The organism is Caulobacter sp. BK020 (genome assembly GCF_004342605.1).
In the GTDB taxonomy this organism is placed as follows: Bacteria; Pseudomonadota; Alphaproteobacteria; order Caulobacterales; family Caulobacteraceae; genus Caulobacter.
The window spans coordinates 31426-51605 of the sequence record NZ_SLZL01000001.1; the positions used below are offsets into that span (position 1 = coordinate 31426).

Below are 20180 nucleotides of genomic sequence, written 5' to 3' on the forward strand. Positions count from 1 at the left end.
GTCCACTTTTCCGCGCGATGCTCTAGACCAAACGATCCCGCCCCGCCCGCGCCGCCTTCAGGAACACGCTGGGCAGCGCGGCCAGCCCCTCCGGCGCCGTCCAGACGAACTCCCCTTCGCCGTTCGACTCCGCCCGCAGCACCCGCAGCGTCAGGGCGAAGTGGGTGAAGACATGCTCCACCGTGCCGACATCCCGCCAGGCTCCGGCCGTCGGCGCGGCCTCCACGGCCTCCGCGTCCGTCCACGGACGGTCGCGCCAGTCGCTGGTCGGCAGGCCCAGCATGCCGCCCAGCAGGCCCTTGGGCGGCCGGCGGACCAGGGCGACCGCGTCGCCTTGGACCAGCACATAGGCCACGCCGAACCGACGCGGCCGGTCGGCCTTTTTCGTCTTGCGCGGATAGCGCTCCGGCGCGCCGGTCTTGAAGCCATCGCACCAGGCCTGGATCGGACAGCGGTCGCACAGCGGCGCCTTGGGCCGGCAGATCGTGGCCCCCAGATCCATCAGCGCCTGAGCCCAATCGCCCGGGCGTTCCGCCGTGACTAGGTCGCCGGCCAGGCGCTTGAGCTGAGGCTTGGCGTCGGGGACCGGCTCCTCCACGGCGAACAGCCGGGCCATCACCCGCTCGACATTGCCGTCGACCACATTGGCCGGCCGGTCGAAGGCGATGGCCGCCACGGCGGCGGCGGTGTAGGCGCCCACGCCGGGGAGGGCTCGCAAGGACTCCTCGGTATCGGGAAAGATCCCGCCATGCTCGGCCGCCACCGCGCGGGCGCAGGCCAGCAGGTTGCGGGCCCGGGCATAGTAGCCAAGGCCGGCCCAGGCGGCCATCAGCGCCCCGTCCTCCGCCGCCGCCAGGTCCGACACGGTCGGCCAGCGCTGGATAAAGCTCAGGAAATAGGGCGTGGCGTGCGGCACGGTGGTCTGCTGCAGCATCACCTCCGACAACCAGACGCGGTAGGGATCGGACCGCCGCCCCGCCTTGCCGGCCGCCGGCCCGGTGCGCCAGGGCAGGTCCCGCGCCTGGGCGTCGTACCAGGCCAGCAGGGCGGCGCGGAGGGCGGGAATGTCGAGCATTGCCTCCCTATGGCAAATCCTTGGGCGGATGGGGAGGGGCTGCTACTGTCCCGCCATGCGCCGTCGCCCCCTGCCCACCGCGGAAGAAGCCCTCGAGATCCTCAAGCGCCGCCGCACGCGTCCGCAGGTCCGGCCGCCGCCGCCGGCCGGCAAGTCGCTGGCCCCGCTGATCAAGAAGCTCGACGAGAAATTCGGCCAGGGCCCGGCCGTCCTGCAGGCCCGCTGGCGCGAGATCGTCGGCGAGACCCTGGCCCGCCGTACCGAGCCCGTCCGGGTGATCAAGAGCCGCACCGGCGAGGGCGGCACGCTGGAGCTGCGGGTCGACGGGCCCGTGGCCTCGCTGATCCAGCACCAGGCGCCGCAGATCACCCAGCGCCTGGACCTGCTGCTGGGCAAGGGCGCGGTCACCAAGCTCCGCATCGTCCAGGGGCCCGTGAAGGCGCCGGCCGCCCCCGTCGCGACCGCCGCGCGCCGCAAGCCGCCGCTGGACGCCGCCCAGGAGCGCGACCTGGCCGACAGCCTGGCCGGCCAGCCGGACGGCGGCCTGAAGGACGCCCTGCTGAAGCTGGGACGCGGCGTACTGCGCGATCCGCGCTGAGCGGCGTCCCTTGCCAAGCGTCTCTGGCCAAGCGTCTCTGGCCAAGCGTCTCTAGATTGACAACCGGACGTCCGATAGGCTGATGCGACGCCTTATCCGCGCCCTTTTCACGCGACTAAAGAATCGCGCTTAACTTCACTGTTCACGCCTCTTCCAGGGAAGATCACATGCGTCCGCTGACCCGCCGGCTCCTGACCGCCGTCGCCCTCACCGCCTCTCTGGGCGTCGCGCTCGCCGGCTGCGACAAGAAGGAGTCGGTCTCGGCCGACGACATGTCGCTGGGCAATCCCAACGCCAAGGTCACGGTCGTCGAATACGCGTCGGCCTCGTGCGTTCACTGCGGCCGCTGGAACAACGAGGTCTTCCCGGCCTTCAAGACCAAGTACATCGACACCGGCCGCGTGCACTACGTCTACCGCGAATTCCTGACCGAGCCGGTGCAGGTGGCCTCGGCCGCGTTCCTGATGGCCCGCTGCGCCGGCAAGGACAAATATTTCTCGGTGCTGGACTCGGTCTACCATTCGCAGGAAGAGATGTTCACCACCGGCGACTATCGCGGCGTGCTGCTGCGCATCGCCCAGTCGGCCGGCATGGACGAGGCCCAGTTCACCAGCTGCGTCACCGACGAGAAGGCCCTCAAGGCCCTGAACGCCCGCGTCGAGAAGTACCAGGCCGACGCCAAGATCACCGGCACCCCGACCTTCGTCATCAACGGCAAGAAGGCCGGCGGCGACGACGGCGGCGAACAGTCGATGGCCCAGCTGGACGCCGCCATCACCGCGGCCGAGGCGGCCGCGAAATGATCCTCGACCGGCGCGCCCTGATCGGAACGGGCCTTCCCGTCCTGGGAGCGGCGGCTTCAGGCCTGGTCCTGACCGCCGCGCCGACCCTCGCGCGCGCCGCGCCGCTGCCGCCGGCCGAGGGCGACATGGCCCTGGGCTCGCCCAAGGCCAGGGTGCAGGTGGTGGAGTACGCCTCGCTCTCCTGCACCCACTGCGCCCACTGGAACAACGAGGTGTTCCCCGCCTTCAAGACGCGGTTCATCGACACGGGCAAGGTCCGCTACGTGTTCCGCGAGTTCCTGACTGAACCGACCCAATTCGCCGCCGCCGGCTACCTGCTGGCCCGGCGGGTGGGGCCGGCCCGCTATTTCCAGGTGATCGACGCGGTCTTCAAGCAGCAGGCGGCGATCTTCGAGAGCCAGGACCTGTGGGGCGGTTTGCTGAAGATCGGCAAGAGCTTTGGCCTGACCGAGGAACAGTTCACCGCCGCCCTGCAGGACAAGGCGGGGCTGGACGCCGTCAACGCCCGGGTCGAGAAGGCCGCCGAGCGCGACAAGGTCCAGTTCACCCCGACCTTCTTCGTCAACGGCGAGCGCTACGACGGCGGCCTGCCGATCGAGACCTTCGCCGGCGCGATCGCCAAGGCCGCGCAAACCAAGCCCGGCAAGGGCTGAGAGGCGGGCGCGCGCCGTGCAATTCCAGCGCCTGCGCCTTTCGGGATTCAAGTCCTTCGTCGAGCCGACCGAGTTCCGGATCGAGCCCGGTCTGACGGGGATCGTCGGCCCGAACGGCTGCGGCAAGTCCAACCTGCTGGAAGCCCTGCGCTGGGTGATGGGCGCCAATTCCGCCAAGGCCATGCGGGCGGGCGGCATGGACGACGTGATCTTCGCCGGCAGCGGGGCCCGTCCGGCCCGCAACCACGCCGACGTCACCCTGACGATCGACAACGCCGACCGCACGGCGCCGGCCCAGTTCAACGACGACCCGGTGCTGGAGGTGGTGCGCCGCATCGACCGGGGCGAAGGCTCGACCTACCGCATCAACGGCCGCGAGGTGCGGGCGCGGGACGTCCAGCTTCTGTTCGCCGACGCCTCGACCGGGGCCAACTCGCCGGCCCTGGTCCGCCAGGGCCAGATCAGCGAGCTGATCGGCGCCAAGCCGCAGAACCGCCGCCGCATCCTGGAAGAGGCGGCCGGCGTCTCGGGCCTGCACACCCGCCGCCACGAGGCCGAACTGCGGCTGCGGGCGGCCGAGGCCAATCTCGCCCGGCTGGAGGACGTGGCCCGCGAGCTGGAGACCGCCCTGGGCCGGCTGCGCCGCGAGGCCCGCCAGGCCGAGAAGTACAAGCGGCTGTCGGCCGAGATCCGCGCGGTGCAGGGGGCGGTGCTCTACACCCGCTGGACCGAGGCCCGCGACGCCCTCAACCGCACCCAGAGCGAGGCCACCGAGGCCGCCCGCGCCGTGGAGGAGACCGCCCGCGCCGCCGCCGCCGCCCAGACCGCGATCCTGGCGGCCGAGGCCGCCATGCCGCCGCTGCGCGAGGAGGCCTCGATCGCCCAGGCGGTGCTGGGGCAACTGGCCATCCAGAAGGACCGGGCCGAACGCGAGGCCGAGGCCGCCCAGGCCGAGTTCGAGCGGCTGTCGGCCGACCTGACCCGCATCGACGACGACCGGGCCCGCGAGGCGCAGGGCCTGCAGGACGCCGTCCAGGCCCTGGCCCGGGCCGAGGCCGAACTGGCCGAGCTGCGCGCCCTGATCGCCGCAGCCCCGGCGCGGGGTCCGGAACTGGCCGCCGCCGCCAAGGCCGCCGAGGAAGCCCGCGCCAAGGCCGACAGCGAGGTCGAGCAGCTGGCCGCCCGGGTCGCCGCCGAGGACGCCCGGGCCCGCGCCGCCGCCCAGCGCCTGGCCGAAGCCGAAAACCGCCTGGCCCGCACGGTCCGCGCCCTGGATCAGGCCAAGGCCGGGCGCGCCGCCGTCGGCCCCGTGGTCGACCCCGCCGCCGCCGAGGCCCGCCAGCGCTTCGCCAACGCCGAGGCCGGCCTGGCCGCCGCCCGCAAGGCCCTGGAGGACGCGGAAAGCCTGCGGGTCAAGGCCGCCGCCGCCGAGGCCCAGGCCCGCGACCTGGCCCGCAAGGTCGAGGACCAGCTGGGCCGCCTGCGCACCGAGGCCCGCGGCCTGGCCCAGCTGACGGCGCCGCGCGCCAAGAGCGGCTTCTCGCCGGCTCTTGACGCCGTGACGCCCGACAAGGGTTACGGCGCCGCCCTGGCCGCCGCCCTGGGCGACGACCTGGAAGCGGCGCTGGACTCTCGCGCGCCGTCGTTCTGGGCCCTCCTTTCGGAAAATGGCGCCGAGGCCAAGCCCGTCATCTGGCCCGACGGCGCAACGCCGCTGGCCCCGCTGATCAAGGCCCCGCCGGAACTGGCCGCCCGCCTGTCGCATGTGGCCGTGGTCGAGCGGGCCGACGGCGACCGTCTGGCCAGAGGCCTGCCCGTCGGCGCGCGGCTGGTCTCCAGGGAGGGCGACCTGTGGCGCTGGGACGGCTTCGTCGCCCGCGCCGACGCGCCCAAGCCGGCCGCCGTGCGGCTGGAGCAGCGCACCCGGCTGGCCGAGGTCGAGGCCGAGATCGATCTGGTCGCCCCGCGCGCTGAGGTCGCGACCGCCGCCCTGAAGACCGCCGCCGACGCCCTGCGGGTCGCGGAGGAGACCCTGCGCGACAAGCGCCGGGGTCCGCCCGAGGCCGAGCGGCTGCTGACCGGGGCCCGCGAGCAGGTGGCCCGCTACGAGCGCGAAGCGGCCCAGCGCGAAGCCCGCGCCCAGTCGCTGGACGACACCATCGCCCGCTTCGAGGCCGAGCGGGTCGAGGCCGAAGCCGCCCTGGCCGCCGTCCGCGCCGAAAGCGCCGGGGTCGAAAGCGCCGAGGACCTGGCCCCGCGCCTGGCCGCCGCCCGTCAGGCCGCCGCCGCCGCCCGCGAAGCCGCCGCCGCCGCTCGCTCGGCCCTGGACCAGGAGACCCGCGAGACGGCCGGCCGGGCCCGCCGGCTGGAAAGCCTGGAGCGCGACCATGCCGACTGGGCCAAGCGCCGCGAGGCCTCAAGCCGACGCGAGACCAGCCTGGAGGCCGACCGGCTCAAGGCCGCCGCCGCCCTGGAGGCCGCCCGCGAGGCGCCGACCGTCCTGGCCGGCAAGCTGGTGGTCATCGTCGAGCAGTTCGCCGCCGCCGAGACCCGCCGGGCCAAGGCCGCCGACGCGCTGGAAGCCGCCGAGACCGCCCGCCTCAACGCCGACCGCGCCGCCCGGGCCGCCGAACAGGCCGCGTCCGAGGCCCGCGAGAAGCGGGCCGGCCTGGTGGCCACCCTGGACGCGGCCCGCGACCGCTTCGCCGAGGTGGCCGGGGCGATTCGCGAGCAGGCCCGGATGGAGCCGGAGGAGCTGGGCCGCCACGTGGCCGGCGAGGCCGTGGCCGTGCCCAAGGACGCCGCCGGGGTCGAGGCCCACCTGTTCGCTCTCGAAAGAGAGCGCGACGCCATCGGCCCCGTGAACCTGCGCGCCGAGGAGGAGGCCAACGAATACGCCGCCCGCCTGGAGACCATGCGCACCGAGCGGGCCGACCTGTCAGGCGCGGTGGGCAAGCTGCGGGCCGGCATCGAAGAATTGAACGCCGAGGGCCGCGAGCGCCTGCTGGCGGCGTTCGACGTGATCAACGCCAACTTCCAGACCCTCTTCCAGGCCCTGTTCGGCGGCGGCCAGGCCGAGCTGAAGCTGATCGAGAGCGACGACCCGCTGGAGGCCGGCCTGGAGATCTTCGCCTGCCCGCCCGGCAAGCGCATGGCCAGCATGAGCCTGATGAGCGGCGGCGAGCAGGCCCTCACCGCCAGCGCCCTGATCTTCGGCGTCTTCCTGGCCAATCCGGCCCCGATCTGCGTGCTGGACGAGGTCGACGCGCCGCTGGATGACGCCAATGTCGACCGCTACTGCAACATGCTGGACGAAATGCGCCGGCGCACCCGCACGCGGTTCATCGCCATCACCCACAACCCGGTGACCATGAGCCGGATGGACCGTCTGTTCGGCGTGACCATGGCCGAGCGCGGCGTCAGCCAGCTGGTCAGCGTGGACCTGTCCACGGCCGAGCAGCTGGTGGCGGCGCAGTAGGGCGGCGGCTCACGTCCTTGCCCCCTACGGATCGCTTCGCGATCGTCTTCCCCCGGAGGGGGAAGAGCGCTCCGCCCCCTATGGGGGCGGACAGACGGCGAAGCGGTCAGGTGGGGGCAAGCGTCACCCGCCGAACAGCCCCGCCACCGCGTGCCGCAACGGGTTCCCCGGATCGCTCAACAGCTTCACCGCCATGGCGCAGGACATCATCACCAGCAGCGGCCGGATCAGCCGGGCCCCGAAGCGCATGGCCAGGCGCGAACCGATCTGGGCGCCGATGAACGCGCCGGTCGCCATGGCCAGGCCGATCGGCCAGACCACCACGCCCTTCAGGATGAACAGCGACAGGCTGCCCAGGTTCGACGCCGCATTGGCCAGCTTGGTGTGGGCCGTGGCCTTCAGCGCGCCGTAGCCCAGCAGGGTGACGATGGCCACCATGTAGAAGGCCCCCGCCCCCGGCCCGAAGATCCCGTCGTAGAAGCCGATCAGCGGGACCACGCAGAGGGCGAAGACCGGCAGGGTCAAGCGCGGATGGACGTCCTCGCCCTTCAGCCCCTTCGAGAAACCGAAATAGAGGGCGATGACGATCAGCAGCACCGGCACCAGCGCCGCCAGGACGCGCGGCGACAGCAGGCTGGCGCACAGGGCGCCGCAGAGCCCGGCCACCGCGGCCGCGCCGGCCACCGGCAGGGCGGTCTTCCAGTCGATCAGGCCGCGCCGGGCGAAGGCGCTGGTGGAGGAGATCGCGCTGACCGCGCCCTGCAGCTTGTTGGTGCCCAGGGCCGCGACGGGGTTCATGCCGGTCAGCAGCAGGGCCGGGACGGTCAGCAGGCCGCCGCCGCCGGCGATGGCGTCGAACGCGCCCGCGACCATGGCCACGGCGAACATCGTGGCCAGCAGGGCGAAATCGACGTGCATCCAGCTCAAGCCCCCACGTGGTCCGCCCTCATACGGGCCGGGACCGCGCGATGGAGCGAGTATCGATGATTACTTCTGGCGCGCCTTGCGGGCGGCGTACTTGGCGTCGCGGGCGGCCTTCTGCTCGGCGGCGGTCAGGGCCTTGCGCTCCTTGCGCTGGGCGCGCTTCTCGGCAAGGGCGGCCTCTTCCTTGGCCAGGGCTTCCTGGCGAGCGGCTTCCTTGATCGCGGCGCGTTCGGCGCGGACCCGTTCCAGTTCGGCTTCGCGCTCGGCGTGGCGCTGCTCGAAATTGGGGTCCTGGACGGTCGGCTTCACCTTCATCTTGGCCAGCATGGCCTTCTTGGCTTCGGCGGCGGCGGAGATGCGATCGGCGAAGCCGGTGTTCTTCAGGTGCGACATGAATCTTCTGGTTGGTGGAAAGTGCGCTCCTAAGACCCCAAAACGCCCGGAAATGCAATGGATCATCCCCGGCGCGAATGGTCGCGCCGGGGAAATCGCAGGCGTTACTTCTCGATTCGGTAGACGGTGTAGCTGTGCGGCGCCACCGCGGCGGCGAACTCGGTGCGGGTCGGCACGCCCTGGCGGCGCCAGGCGTCGGCCTTGCCGTCGGGCGCCCTGGCCTCGACCAGCTTGCCGGTGGCCATGTCGCGCAACTTCACCCCCGCGCCCAGCAGCGACAGGTTCACGTCGGTGTCGTCGTCACGGAACGACTGCACCACGAAGGTCCCGTTGTCGTAGGCGAACAGGCTGACCCGGTCCGGCGCGTCCAGCCGCACGGGAAAGTCGCGCTGCAGGTAGCGCTTGATCTCGGTCGTCACGCCCTGGGGCAGGTTGTAGAGGTCGCCCGGGTTCTCCGGCATGGTGATCACATAGAGGATCCCGCCGCCGTAGCGGTTCATCAGCAGGATCGGGAAGCCCTTGGCGTTGGCCACGCCGCGGATGATCCCCCAGCTGTCGTTGGTGTAGAAGGCCAGTTCCGGGAACAGCACCGGCGGGTTGTCCCGCTTGGGATCGTTGAGGCTTTCGCCATTGCCCGCGCCATAGCCGTTGAGGAAGTCGTGCAGCGCCACCTTGCGACCGGTGTCGCGCACCTCGAGGATGTCCTCGATCCCCTTGCCCTGCAGCGCCCCCAGCAGGCCCGAGGTGATGAACACCGTCTTGCCCGCCAGCAGGTTGCCCTTGATCTCCTCGACGACCTTGGGGTCCTTGGCCGCCGCCTGGGTCAGCAGGGCGACGTCCGCGCCCTTGGGGAAGTTGGGCGACAGCTCGATCGGTATGCCGATATTGCCCAGATAGTTGTGCAGGAAGTCCTCGCCCGACGACTGGTAGGGCTTGTAGCTGGCGACGCCGATCGGGGCGCCCAGCAGGCCCAGGTCCTTGTCGATCTTCTCCAGCGACCAGCCGGCCGCACGGCTCCAGCCGGGACCCGGATCGTTGGGCTGGCCCGAGGGCCGGTAGCTGGCGACCATGGCCTTCCAGTCGAAGCTGGTGACCTTGTCCTTCCACGGACGCTGGCCCGGCTCGACGGCCCTGGCCTCGCTCATCGGCCGCCAGTTGAACAGGGTGATCTCCGGCGCCTTGGCCAGCAGGGTGTCCCACAGCTGCTCGGCGTAGCGGTCGACATAGAGGGTGGAAAAGGTGTCGACCCAGCCGCCGCCGTTGCCCTTTCCGCCGTTGGAGCCTTTGGGGCGGATGTTGTCGTAGTAGCGGACGATCGAATAGCTCTCGTACTGCTGCAGCAGCTGGTCGGTGACCACCGGGTCGCGGGTTTCCGTGCCGGTATAGATGCCGTCGAACATCTGCGACTGCTTCTCCAGGTCATAGCCCGTGCCCTGGAAGTGCTCGTACCAGTTGGGGTACTTGATGATCATCCGCACCTTGGGATTGACCGCCTTGGCCGGGCCGAGCACCAGGTCCTGGCTGACCTTGCGCATGGTCTCCAGCCGGTACTGGCTCCAGCTGCGGTCGCCCTTGGCGGCGATGTCGGCGGGACTCTTGGAAGTGTAAAAGAAGAAGTCGTCGAGGATCACCTCGTCGAAATGCTTGGCCGCCAGGCGCACGGCCTTCTCGCACTCGGCCCGGTCGGCGGGTTTTTCGTAGTCGAAGGTGCCGAACTGGCCGCCCTCGCCGCCGGCCGCCAGGGTGATCCCGCCGGCCACCGTGACGCCGCGTTCCTCAAACCAGCCCTTGACCCGCTCGATCTGCTCGTCGGTGGCGAAGTTCTTGTCGCGATAGACCTCCAGATAGACCTTGTCGAAGCGCAGCTGGCGGCTGGCGCGCTCGAATTCCCGATCGAAGGTGGCCTTGTCGGCCAGCGCCTTGGCGTTGTTGACGGCGATATAGATGGCGGCGCGAAAGTTCTTGTAGGCCGGCGGGGGTTGCTGCCTGGGGGCGGCGGCCTGGGCGGCGGCGGGCGCGAGAAGCGCGCACAGCGCTGCGGCGCCGAGCAGACTGCGGGTGACGCGGATCATGGCTGGTTTCTTCCCTCGATGAGCCCGCCGGCGCGTCGAGGCGGCCGGTCATGGTTGCGGTACCATAGGGTTCGCGCGGGCCGCGACGCGAGGGAAATCTTGGGAAGGTCGATTCGGCGAACCCCCTCCGGCCCTTCGGGCCACCTCCCCCAAAGGGGAGGAGCTACCAGAACGCAGATGCTCCCCCTCTGGGGGAGCTGTCGGCGAAGCCGACTGAGGGGGTCGCGCACGATGCGGTTCCGCGATGGAACCCTGTCGCTGGCAAACCGCCGCCGATCACGTAAGGACGCGATGATTCCGACGCGCGGCTCGAAAATCTCCAAAAACCTTTACAAAACGGCCACTTGACGGGATACCGCCCAACCTTGACGCACCGCAGCGCGCCCTATAGGTTCCGCCGCGATCAAGCCGGCCGGAAAACCGCCTCTTTTGAGGTGGCCGCGGGCGTTATCGGACCTGACCGCTTCCCATGCCCAAGGCCGACGAACCGAACGACAGGGCTCCGCAGAGCCTCGACGCTCGGATCGCCGCTTTCGAGGCGCGAAAAGCGGCCGAGGCGCCGAAGCGCGCCGAGCACGAGAAATCGTCCCAGGACGGCTATCGTCTCCTGGCGGATCTGATCGGGGGCGTTTTGGTGGGGCTCGGCTTCGGCTGGCTGCTCGACCGCTACGCCGGCACGGGGCCCTGGGGCATGGTCGGCGGTCTGCTGATCGGCATGGGGTCCTCGATCTACATCGTCGTCCGCAAGGCGACGAAACTGAGCGCGCAGGCGTCGGCCCAGTCCGCCAAGGACGTAACCGACGGAGACACGGGAGGCGGGTCTACCGCCCCCAAGCAGAAGAGAGACTAGGGCCTTGGCCACGCCGATCGACCCGATGCATCAGTTCATGATCCAGAAGATCGTGGAGCTGCCGTCCGTGACTGTCCCGGGCCTGGGCGCGATCGACCTGTCGATCACCAACTCGATCGCCGCCATGCTGCTGTCGGCGTTCCTGATCGTCACCTTCTACGCCTTCGCCGGCAAGGGCGCGGTCATTCCGGGTCGCCTGCAGACGGTGGGCGAGCTGCTCTATGGAATCGTCGACGGCCTGACCAGCTCGATCATCGGCCACGACGGCAAGAAGTACCTGCCCTTCGTCTTCACCCTGTTCGCCTTCGTGCTGTTCGCCAACCTGCAGGGCATGCTGTTCGGCTGGACCGGCAACTTCCTGGGATTCACCGCGACCTCGCAGCTGGCCGTGACCCTGACCCTGGGCATGATGGTCATCCTGACCGTCATCGGCGTCGGCTTCGCCAAGAACGGCTTCAAGTTCTTCAAGCTGTTCGCGCCGTCGGGCGTGCCGCCGGTGCTCTACATCATCCTGGTGCCGATCGAGATCATCTCGTTCCTGATCCGCCCGATCACCCTGGCCCTTCGTCTGTTCGGCAACATGCTGGGCGGCCACGTGGTGCTGAAAATCTTCGCGACCTTCGTGGCCATCCTGCTGGCCATGGCCCCGGCCTACTGGCTGGTGGGCCTGCTGTCGCTGACCTCCGTCGTCGCCCTGACGGCCCTAGAGTTCATGGTGGCCTTCCTTCAGGCCTTCGTGTTCGCGGTGCTCACCTGCGTCTATCTGAACGACGTCGTGCACCTCGACAGCCACTGATCAACCCTTAGTCTTCCAACCAACACACCACTTCCCAAGGAGTCTCAATCATGGACGCTTCCGCCGCTAAGTTCATCGGCGCCGGCCTGGCTATGCTCGGCATGATCGGCGCGGGCATCGGCCTGGGCATCATGTTCGGCAACTACTTCCAAGGCGCCCTGCGCAACCCGACCGCGGCCGCCCAAGAGCGTCCGATGCTGTTCCTGGGCATGGCCCTGACCGAAGCCCTGGGCATCTTCGCCCTGGTCATCGCCTTCCTGATCCTGTTCTCGAAGTAAAACCCTGGGGCGCGGTCGGTCCCCCGAACCGTTTCGGCGATCGACGACGCCCCGGACTCGTTCTTCGAGCATTTTCGGCTTCGAGAATGCTCCAATCTTGAGAGGCTTCTTCGCCCATGGCGACGGAACATCACGGCACGGTCGAGTCGACTGAGCCCCCTCACGGGCAGGAAAGCGGCGGGCTTCCCCAGCTGCAGTTCCAGCACTGGGGCGGACAGATCGTCTGGCTGCTGCTCATCTTCGCCGTCCTCTACGCGGTGCTGTCCAAGGCGCTCCTGCCTCGGGTCAGCGGCGCGATCGAGACCCGCGGCGCCAAGATCGCCGGCGATATCGCCGACGCCCGTCGTCTGAAGGACGAGGCCGAGGTCCAGGCCCGCGCGGCCGCGGCCGAGGTGGCCGAGGCTCGCGCCAAGGCCCAGAAGACCGCGGCGGACGCCAAGGCCAAGGCTTCGGCCGAGGCCGCCGAGCGTCAGGCCAAGGAAGAGGCCGCGCTGGCTGAAAAGCTGGCCGCCGCCGAGGGCCGCATCCAGGCCGCCCGCGACGAGGCCATGGGCCACGTCCGCGCGGTGGCCTCGGAAACGGCCGGGGCCATCGTCGAGAAGCTGACGGGCAAGGCGGCTTCGGCCGCCGAGCTCGCCGCCTCGCTGGCCTAGGGAGAGACGACGATGGAACATGAAGCCCTCTTCGATCTCGCCAATCCCGAGCTGTGGGTCCTGATCGGCCTGGCCCTGTTCATCGGCCTGCTGGTCGTGCTCAAGGTCCTGCCGGGCGCCCTGTTCGGCGCGCTCGACGCCCACGCAGCCAAGATCAAGGCCGAACTCGACGAAGCCCAGCAGCTGCGGGAAGAGGCCCAGGCCCTGCTCGCCGACGTGAAGGCCCAGCGGGAAGAAGCCGAGCGTCAAGCCGCCGGCATGCTTGAAGCCGCCAAGGCCGACGCCGCTCTGATCGCGTCGGAAGCCAAGGCCCGGCTTGAGGAGCAGATCACGCGCCGCGCCGAAATGGCCGAGCGCAAGATCGCCCAGGCCGAGGCCCAGGCCGCCGCCGACGTCAAGTCGGCCGCTGTCGACCTCGCCGCCCAGGCCGCCGAGCAGATCCTGGTCGCCCGTCTCGCGACCGGCGCCTCGGACGGCCTCGTCGACGCGGCGATCGCCCAGGTCGGCGCCAAGCTGCAATAGCCGGTCCGGACTGCGAAAACATCAAGGGCGCGCTCCTCGCGGGGCGCGTCCTTTTTGGTGGTCGGAGCGCTCGGCCCCCTATGGGGGCGGACAGGCGGCGCGGCCGCCAGGTGGGGGCAAGTCGGGACCGACAAGGGCCAAGCGGCTAGAGCAAATCGCGCGATATAGAAATCGCACGACTTGCTCTAGGTTTTTGTCTTCGCATCGCTTTTGCGGAAAACCGGCGTCCACTTTTCCGCGCGATGCTCTAGCTTTGCGCGGCTAACACTTGCCCCCTCCCGGCCTTCGCCCCTCCTCCCCGGAGGGGGAAGAGCCTAAACCACCTGCTTCTTCAGCCAGCGCCGCTTCAGGTGCTTGCGGCCGCGCTTCAGCACGCGCCAGGAGGCCTTGCGCAGGAACACCTTCTCCGACCGCAGCAGCTGCTGCCAGGCCACCAGCATGATCTCCGGCTCGCGACGCATCAGGCGGCGGATCGGGAAGATCAGCTTGGGGTGACGGCGTTGCCAGCGCAGGAAGCGGCGCTTGGCCTGGAACGAATTGCGCAGCACGATCATCAGGCCGACGACCAGCAGCGGCAGGCCCAGATGCCCCGGCAGCGGCGTCAGGACCACCCCGGCCAGCAGCACGAGCACGCCGAAGGCCAGCGCCGCCCAGCGGGCGACGCGGCCCGCGGTTTCCCGCAGGACGAGGGCCAGGCGGCGGCGGCGGCGATAGAGCCTCGAAGGCAGCCTGGCGAGCGTTTCAGCCGCCGAGTTCACGCGCTCTGCTTGGACCATTGGCGCTTGAACGACTGGCGCCAGCGCTTGGCCACGCGCCAGCGGCGCGGGACGATCAGGCGCTCCATCCGCAGCACCTGCTGCCAGGCGACCGGAAACACTTCCGGCTCGCGGCGCAGCAGGCGGCGCAGCGGGAACAGCAGCTTGGGATGGGCGTGCTGGAAGCGGACGAACTGCTTGCGCGCCCGGAACGAGTTGCGCAGCACCAGCATCAGGCCGGCCACGGTCAGCGGCACGCCCAGCGGGCCGGGCAGCGGCGCGATCAGGAACCCGGCCACCACCAGGATCAGGCCCAGGGTGACCAGCACGACGCGCGAAATCCGCCCGAGAAGCTCGCGGGCGAGTTCATCGGCGGCGGAGAAGCGCACGGGCGGCATGGCGAAGGCGACGTTCATGGGCCAAAGCAAAAGGGGGCAGGACGAAACGGTTCCGTGGTCCGTTCGATCCCGGCGGGGGCCGGCCTCCTCGGCTCACTGAGACCGATATGAGAACGGGGCGCCTTTCCGTAAAGGCGCCCTATTGTCGCTTTCGCCGACTGTGACGTCTATTCCGCAGCCAGTGGCGCGGCGGCCACAGGTTTCCACCTCAAACGTGGCTTGCGAGCCGCCTGGGTCTCGTCCAGGCGCTTGAGCGGCGCGTGGTAGGGAGCCCCCTTGAAGCGGTCGACATCGCCCCCCTTCGCCGCTCCAGCCAGGGCCCGCAGCGCGGTGACGAAGCGATCGAGCTCCTGCTTGGATTCCGTCTCGGTCGGCTCGATCAGCATCGCCCCGTGCACCACCAGCGGGAAGTACATGGTCATCGGGTGGAAGCCCTCGTCGATCATCGCCTTGGCGAAGTCGAGCGTGGTCACCCCCGTGCCCTCCAGCCAGGCGTCGTCGAACAGGGCCTCGTGCATGCAGGGACCGTTCGGGAAGGCCGGACTCATCAGGTCGCCGAGGCGGGCCTTGATGTAGTTGGCGTTGAGGACGGCGTCCTCGGCCACCTGGCGCAGGCCGTCGGCCCCATGGCTGAGCATATAGGCGTAGGCCCGCACGAACATGCCCATCTGGCCGTGGAAGGCGCTCATCCGGCCAAAGGCCTGAGCGGCGGGCCCCTTGGCTTCCTCGACCAGCTTGAACGTATGCTCGTGGCTGACCACCCAGGGGGTGGGCGCGAACGGGGCCAGGGCCGCCGACAGCACCACCGGACCCGCGCCCGGACCACCGCCGCCGTGCGGGGTGGAGAAGGTCTTGTGCAGGTTGATGTGCATGGCGTCGACGCCCAGGTCGCCCGGGCGCACCCGGCCGACGATGGCGTTGAAGTTGGCGCCGTCGCAGTAGAAATAGGCCCCGGCCGCATGGGTCAGGCGGGCGATCTCGACCACGTCGCGCTCGAACAGGCCGCAGGTGTTGGGGTTGGTGACCATGATGGCGGCCACGTGGTCGCCCAGCTTGGCCTCCAGGTCCGCCAGGTCGACCCGGCCGTCGTCGGTCTGAGCGATCTCGACGACGGTGTAGCCGCAGAAGGCCGCCGTGGCCGGGTTGGTGCCGTGGGCGCTGGTCGGGGCCAGGACGGTCTTGCGGTGGCCCTGCCCGTTGGCCTCGTGGGCGGCGCGGATGGCCAGCAGGCCGCACAGCTCGCCGTGGGCGCCGGCCTTGGGGCTCAGGGCCACGGCCGGCATGCCGGTCAGGGTCTTCAGCCAGTGGGCCAGGCGGTCCATCAGCTCGATCGCCCCCTGCACCGTCGACTGCGGCTGCAGCGGGTGAATGTCGGAGAAGCCCGGCAGGCGCGCCATCTTCTCGTTCAGGCGCGGATTGTGCTTCATCGTGCACGAACCCAACGGATAGAGCGCCAGGTCGATGGCGTGGTTCTTCTGGCTCAGGCGCACATAGTGGCGCACCGCTTCCGGCTCGGACAGGCCCGGCAGGCCGATCGGATCCTTGCGGACCAGGTCGCCCAGATCGTCGGCCGGCGGGGCGTCGGGCAGGTCGACCCCGGTCTTGTCCCAGGCGTTCAGTTCGAAGATCAGCGCCTCGTCCTGCAGCAGGCCGCGGGCCCCGGTCAGGGTCGGGTGGACGTAGTCGTTGACGTCGCCCGTCTGGGAGGGGGCTTCGGGACGGGTCGGACGTCCGACGGTGTTCATGCTCATTGGTCCAGCACCTTGGTCAGGGCCTTGGCGAAGAAGGCGATGTCGCTGTCGGGGGTCGTCTCGGTGGCGGCGACCAGCAGGACGTCGTCGAGGCCGGCGGCCGGGTCGAGGCGCGAGAACGGCACGCCGGCGATCACGCCGTTGGCGGCCAGGGTCTCGACCAGCTCGGCGGCGACGCCCGGGACCTTGATCGCGAACTCATTGAAGAAGCGCGGGGTCAGCACCTGGACGCCCGGCACGGCGGCCAGGGCGTCGCGCAGCTTCAAGGCCTTCTGGTGGTTGACCAGGGCCAGGCGGCGCAGGCCTTTCTCGCCCAGCAGGCTCATGTGGATGCTGAACGCCAGGGCGCACAGGCCGCTGTTGGTGCAGATGTTCGACGTGGCCTTGTCGCGGCGGATGTGCTGCTCGCGGGTCGACAGGGTCAGGACGAAGCCGCGGCGGCCCTCGGCGTCGACGGTCTCGCCGCACAGGCGGCCCGGCGCCTGGCGGACGTATTTTTCCTTGCAGGCGAACAGGCCGACATAGGGCCCGCCGAAGCTCAGGCCGTTGCCGATCGACTGGCCCTCGGCCACCACGACGTCGGCGCCCATCTCGCCGGGCGACTTCAGCAGGCCGTACGACACCGCCTCGGTGGTGACCACGACCAGCAGGGCGCCGGCGGCCTGGGCGGCGGCGGCGATCTTGCTGACGTCGGTGGCCGTGCCGAACACGTTGGGGGTCTGGACGACCACGCAGGCGGTGTCGGCGTCGATGGCGGCGATCACCGCGTCCTCGGCGTCGATGGCCGGCGCCAGGCGCTCGGTGGCCACGCCGGCCGCGTGGGCCAGGGTCTCGACCGTGCCGACATAGTGCGGGTGCACGCCGCCCGACAGCACCGCCTTGCTGCGGCGGGTGACGCGCGTGGCCATCATCACCGCCTCGGCCGTGGCGGTGGAGCCGTCATAGAGCGAGGCGTTGGCCACCTCCATGCCGGTCAGGGCCGCGACCTGGGTCTGGAACTCGAACAGCACCTGCAGCGTGCCCTGGGCGATCTCGGGCTGGTAGGGCGTGTAGCTGGTCAGGAACTCCGACCGCTGGATGATGTGGTCGACGCTGGCCGGCACATGGTGGCGATAGGCCCCCGCCCCCACGAAGAACGGCCCTTCGGACGCCGAGCGGTTGCGACGCGACAGGCCCAGCATCTCGCGCTCCACCTCCAGCTCGCCGGCATGGAACGGCAGGTCGACCGGGTCCTTGCGGCGGGCGACGGCGGGCACGTCGACGAACAGCTCGTCAATCGACTCCGCGCCGATGACGCCGAGCATGTCGGCGCGATCTTCGGGTGTGAGGGGGAGGTAGCGCATGAAAAACTTCCGCGGCATGCTCCCTTCCCCCTTGATGGGGGAAGGGTCGGGGATGGGGGTGTTGCGAGCGGCGGGGTCACCCCCACCCCTGCCCCTCCCCCATCAAGGGGGAGGGGTGCTGGGTTAGAGCGTGCCGAGGAACGCTTCGTACGCGTCGCGATCCATCAGGGCGTCGAGTTCGCCGGGATTGCTCAGCTTGATCTTGGCGAACCAGCCGCCGGTTTCCGGCAGGGCGTTGACGGTCTCAGGGCTGTCGGAAAGCTCGCCGTTGGCCTCGACCACCTCGCCCGACACCGGGGCGTAGACGTCGGAGGCGGCCTTGACGCTCTCGACCACCGCCAGGGCCTCGCCCTGCTTGACGGTCTTGCCGACGTCGGGGGTCTCGACGAACACCACGTCGCCCAGCTGCTCGGCGGCGTAGGCGGTGATGCCGACCGTGGCGAGATCGCCGGCGACTTCGACCCACTCGTGGTCCTTGGTGAACTTCATGGTCTGGCCCTTTGGTCTGAGTGCTAGATCTTGCGCACGTAGCGGGTGGGAACGAACGGGCTGGCGACAACCTCGGCGGCCGCCGCCTTGCCCCGGACGATGACTTTCAGCGTCGAGCCGATCACCGCGAACTCGGGCGGCACGAAGCCGATGGCGATGGCGCCGCCGAAGCTGGGGCCGAAGCCGCCGCTGGTGACCTTGCCGATGACATTGCCGTCGACGTCGGCGATCTCGGCGCCCTCTCGGGCGGGAGCGCCTTCCAGCACCTTCAGATTGACGCGCACGCGCTCAAGGTCGCCGGCCAGCTCCCTGAGGATTCGAGCCGCACCCGGGAAGTCGCCGGCCTCGCGGCGGCTCTTGCCAACGGCGAACGGCATGCCGGCCTCGATCGGCGAGACCGTCTCGTCCATGTCGTGGCCATACAGCGGCAGGCCGGCCTCCAGGCGCAGGCTGTCGCGAGCGCCCAGGCCGATGGCCCTGACCCGCTCGTCCGCCAGCAGCGTGTTCCAGATGCGCGTCGCCTCGGCGGCCGGGACCGAGATCTCGTAACCGTCCTCGCCGGTATAGCCCGAGCGGCAGATAATGGCGTCGGTCCCGAGGGCGGTCAGGGCCCTGGCGTCCATGAACACCATGCTCGCGGCTTCCGGAACGTGGGCGGCCAGGACGGCGGCGGCCTCGGGCCCCTGCAGGGCCAGCAGGGCGCGGTCTTCCAGGCGCTCGACGGTGGCCTCGCCCTTCAGGGCCTCCGCGATGATCCTGTAGTCGTTGTCCTTGCAGGCCCCGTTGACGACGATGAACAGGCCGTCGTCGTCGGGGCGGGCGGTCATCAGGTCGTCGATCACCCCGCCTTGGTCGTTCAGCAGCACGGCGTAGCGCTGCTTGCCCGGCTTGAGACCCTGATAGTCAGCCGAGACCAGCTTCTCGAAGCTCTTGGCCGGGTTCTCGCCGCGCAGCCGGGCCTGGCCCATGTGCGAGACGTCGAACAGGCCCGCGTGCTCGCGGGTCCAAAGATGCTCCTTCAGCACCCCGTCCTTGTACTGCACCGGCATGTGGTAGCCCGCGAACGGCACCATGCGCGCACCGGCCGCGACGTGCGCGTCGTACAGCGGGGTCTTCTTGAGATCTTGGCCGGAAAGGCTTGGGTCGGACACGCTTTGGGCTCCAATCGGGGTCGGCGACGCCGCCCGGCTTTCGCCAGGTGGTCTCGCCCCCGCTGTCCCTTTGACCTGAGAGATTCCGGTCCCTCGCCGCTCGAAAGCGCGATGGCCTTGCTCCTTCGGCGGGCAGACCTGTCGGCCTGCCTCTTTCCAGCGTTCCTAAACCCGCGCGGTCCTTTTGCCTGAGCGTTTCCGGGGCGGTTGCGCCTTCGGCCTCGGGACAGAATCCCGATGTCTCCCGCGAGGGTCGAGGCGTGTTTGGGCGACGGGGCGACGGGAGTCAACTGGGCGCGAACGCCGTCGCCCCAAGGTTGCGAACATTTCAAGAACAGGTCAAGTTTGAGGTCACAAACTGCGATCCCAAGGGACGGTCATGATTTACGCGCCCATTCCCGACGCGCCCATCGAAGCAGCCTTCGCGCCACAGCTGTTCGAGGTGCGCGGGGTCTCCGTGATCATCGACGCCGATCTCGCGCGGCTGTTTGGCGTCGAGACCAAACGCCTCAACCAGCAAACGCGACGGAACGAGGCGAAGTTCGACGGCTTCGCCTTTCAGCTTACCCTCAAGGAGTTCGCGGCTTTGAGGTTGCAAATTGTGACCTCAAAGATCGGTCGGGGCGGCTCCCGCCATCGACCCTATGTCTTCACCGAGCACGGCGTGGTCATGGCGGCCACCGTCCTGCAGTCCGAGGAAGCCATCGCCGCCTCCCGCTTCATCATCAAGGTGTTCGTTGAGGCGCGGCGCAAGACACTCGTGTCGGATGGCGCGAACGTGCTGTCGCTGAGCGACGTGCGTGGGACGCCGCCGCTGCAGAGCGAAGCCCGCACCGGGCTGATGAGCAAGCTCAACGACGCCCTGGGCCGGGTGCTGGACGCCATCGCCGATCCCGAAACCCAGACCACGGTCCGCGACGAGGCCCACGCCATCGCCGCCGAGGGCCTGCGCAGCATCAAGGAATATCTGAAGCGGGCCGGCGTCCAGAATGAGAAGACCCTGGCCGAGGTCCGAAAGCTGCTGGCCGAAGCCGACGCCCTGGAGGCCGAGACGGCCCAGAAGCGCACCGAGAACCAGCACCGGCAGCTGGCGTTGCTGGCCAAACAGCTGCGTCTGGTGCTGGTCGCTCAACAATATCTGGAAACCGGCGGCGTCGAAGGCCTGCTGGCGACGCTGCAGGATCTTGAACGCCCCTAG

General features: G+C 69.8%; 20 protein-coding genes and 1 riboswitch. Of the genes, 10 read left to right on the forward strand and 10 right to left on the reverse strand.

Going from position 1 to position 20180, the window contains the following annotated elements; translation table 11 throughout:
• Positions 1-22 precede the first annotated feature (22 nt).
• Entirely contained in the window at positions 23-1075 is a 1053-nt protein-coding gene (gene mutY / locus EV278_RS00170) for an A/G-specific adenine glycosylase (protein ID WP_132085486.1), read from the reverse strand.
• Positions 1076-1130: 55 nt separating this feature from the next.
• On the opposite strand from mutY, the gene EV278_RS00175 reads away from it, so the two are divergent.
• From EV278_RS00175 to smc, 4 genes are all read left to right on the forward strand, one after another.
• The gene (locus EV278_RS00175) at positions 1131-1673 is read left to right on the forward strand and encodes a DciA family protein (protein WP_132085488.1); all 543 of its coding nucleotides are present in this window, start codon (positions 1131-1133) and stop codon (positions 1671-1673) included.
• A 167-nt stretch (positions 1674-1840) separates the two neighbouring features.
• A complete protein-coding gene (locus EV278_RS00180; protein ID WP_132085490.1) occupies positions 1841-2476 on the forward strand; it encodes a thioredoxin domain-containing protein in 636 nt (211 codons plus the stop codon).
• A complete protein-coding gene (locus EV278_RS00185; RefSeq protein WP_132085492.1) occupies positions 2473-3129 on the forward strand; it encodes a DsbA family protein in 657 nt (218 codons plus the stop codon). The genes EV278_RS00180 and EV278_RS00185 overlap by 4 nt, the downstream gene beginning before the upstream one ends.
• A gap of 16 nt (positions 3130-3145) precedes the next feature.
• Complete coding sequence (gene smc / locus EV278_RS00190; protein WP_132085494.1) at positions 3146-6607, forward strand: chromosome segregation protein SMC; 3462 nt, start codon at positions 3146-3148, stop codon at positions 6605-6607.
• A 123-nt stretch (positions 6608-6730) separates the two neighbouring features.
• Here the strand turns inward: smc and EV278_RS00195 are convergent, their stop codons facing one another.
• The 3 genes from EV278_RS00195 to EV278_RS00205 all read right to left on the reverse strand — a co-directional run bounded on the left by EV278_RS00195 (position 6731) and on the right by EV278_RS00205 (position 9996).
• Positions 6731-7525 carry a TSUP family transporter gene (locus EV278_RS00195; RefSeq protein ID WP_132085496.1) on the reverse strand — a complete coding sequence of 265 codons (795 nt, stop codon included), beginning with the start codon at positions 7523-7525 and terminating at the stop codon, positions 6731-6733.
• 69 nt (positions 7526-7594) lie between these two features.
• Positions 7595-7924, reverse strand: a complete 330-nt coding sequence (locus tag EV278_RS00200) for a DUF6481 family protein (protein WP_018061123.1) — start codon at positions 7922-7924, stop codon at positions 7595-7597.
• A gap of 104 nt (positions 7925-8028) precedes the next feature.
• A complete protein-coding gene (locus EV278_RS00205) occupies positions 8029-9996 on the reverse strand; it encodes a hypothetical protein (RefSeq protein WP_132085498.1) in 1968 nt (655 codons plus the stop codon).
• A 469-nt stretch (positions 9997-10465) separates the two neighbouring features.
• Here EV278_RS00205 and EV278_RS00210 point away from each other — a divergent pair, with 469 nt between their 5' ends.
• The 5 genes from EV278_RS00210 to EV278_RS00230 all read left to right on the forward strand — a co-directional run bounded on the left by EV278_RS00210 (position 10466) and on the right by EV278_RS00230 (position 13095).
• Positions 10466-10846, forward strand: a complete 381-nt coding sequence (locus EV278_RS00210; protein WP_132085500.1) for an AtpZ/AtpI family protein — start codon at positions 10466-10468, stop codon at positions 10844-10846.
• A 25-nt stretch (positions 10847-10871) separates the two neighbouring features.
• Positions 10872-11642, forward strand: coding sequence for a F0F1 ATP synthase subunit A (locus EV278_RS00215; RefSeq protein ID WP_132086267.1), 771 nt, complete (start codon positions 10872-10874; stop codon positions 11640-11642).
• Between the two features lie 50 nt (positions 11643-11692).
• The gene (locus tag EV278_RS00220) at positions 11693-11920 is read left to right on the forward strand and encodes a F0F1 ATP synthase subunit C (protein WP_018061086.1); all 228 of its coding nucleotides are present in this window, start codon (positions 11693-11695) and stop codon (positions 11918-11920) included.
• Positions 11921-12036: 116 nt separating this feature from the next.
• Positions 12037-12573 (forward strand): hypothetical protein, encoded by a 537-nt coding sequence (locus tag EV278_RS00225; protein ID WP_132085502.1) that lies wholly within the window; start codon positions 12037-12039, stop codon positions 12571-12573.
• A gap of 12 nt (positions 12574-12585) precedes the next feature.
• Positions 12586-13095: a F0F1 ATP synthase subunit B gene (locus EV278_RS00230; RefSeq protein WP_056760898.1), complete on the forward strand. Its 510-nt coding sequence runs from the start codon at positions 12586-12588 to the stop codon at positions 13093-13095.
• A 314-nt stretch (positions 13096-13409) separates the two neighbouring features.
• Here the strand turns inward: EV278_RS00230 and EV278_RS00235 are convergent, their stop codons facing one another.
• The 6 genes from EV278_RS00235 to gcvT form a co-directional block, all read right to left on the reverse strand.
• A complete protein-coding gene (locus tag EV278_RS00235) occupies positions 13410-13853 on the reverse strand; it encodes a hypothetical protein (protein WP_132085504.1) in 444 nt (147 codons plus the stop codon).
• A complete protein-coding gene (locus EV278_RS00240; RefSeq protein WP_132085506.1) occupies positions 13850-14266 on the reverse strand; it encodes a hypothetical protein in 417 nt (138 codons plus the stop codon). The genes EV278_RS00235 and EV278_RS00240 overlap by 4 nt, the downstream gene beginning before the upstream one ends.
• 149 nt (positions 14267-14415) lie before the next feature.
• Complete coding sequence (gene gcvPB / locus EV278_RS00245; RefSeq protein WP_132085508.1) at positions 14416-15999, reverse strand: aminomethyl-transferring glycine dehydrogenase subunit GcvPB; 1584 nt, start codon at positions 15997-15999, stop codon at positions 14416-14418.
• Entirely contained in the window at positions 15996-17342 is a 1347-nt protein-coding gene (gene gcvPA / locus EV278_RS00250; RefSeq protein WP_132085510.1) for an aminomethyl-transferring glycine dehydrogenase subunit GcvPA, read from the reverse strand. Before gcvPA ends, gcvPB begins: the two co-directional genes overlap by 4 nt.
• A 123-nt stretch (positions 17343-17465) precedes the next feature.
• A complete protein-coding gene (gcvH, locus tag EV278_RS00255; protein ID WP_132085512.1) occupies positions 17466-17831 on the reverse strand; it encodes a glycine cleavage system protein GcvH in 366 nt (121 codons plus the stop codon).
• A 23-nt stretch (positions 17832-17854) separates the two neighbouring features.
• Positions 17855-18982: a glycine cleavage system aminomethyltransferase GcvT gene (gcvT, locus tag EV278_RS00260; RefSeq protein ID WP_132085514.1), complete on the reverse strand. Its 1128-nt coding sequence runs from the start codon at positions 18980-18982 to the stop codon at positions 17855-17857.
• 166 nt (positions 18983-19148) lie between these two features.
• Positions 19149-19239, reverse strand: a riboswitch (glycine riboswitch).
• Positions 19240-19361: 122 nt separating this feature from the next.
• On the opposite strand from gcvT, the gene EV278_RS00265 reads away from it, so the two are divergent.
• On the forward strand, positions 19362-20180 hold the full coding sequence (locus EV278_RS00265; RefSeq protein WP_132085516.1) for an ORF6N domain-containing protein: 819 nt from the start codon (positions 19362-19364) through the stop codon (positions 20178-20180).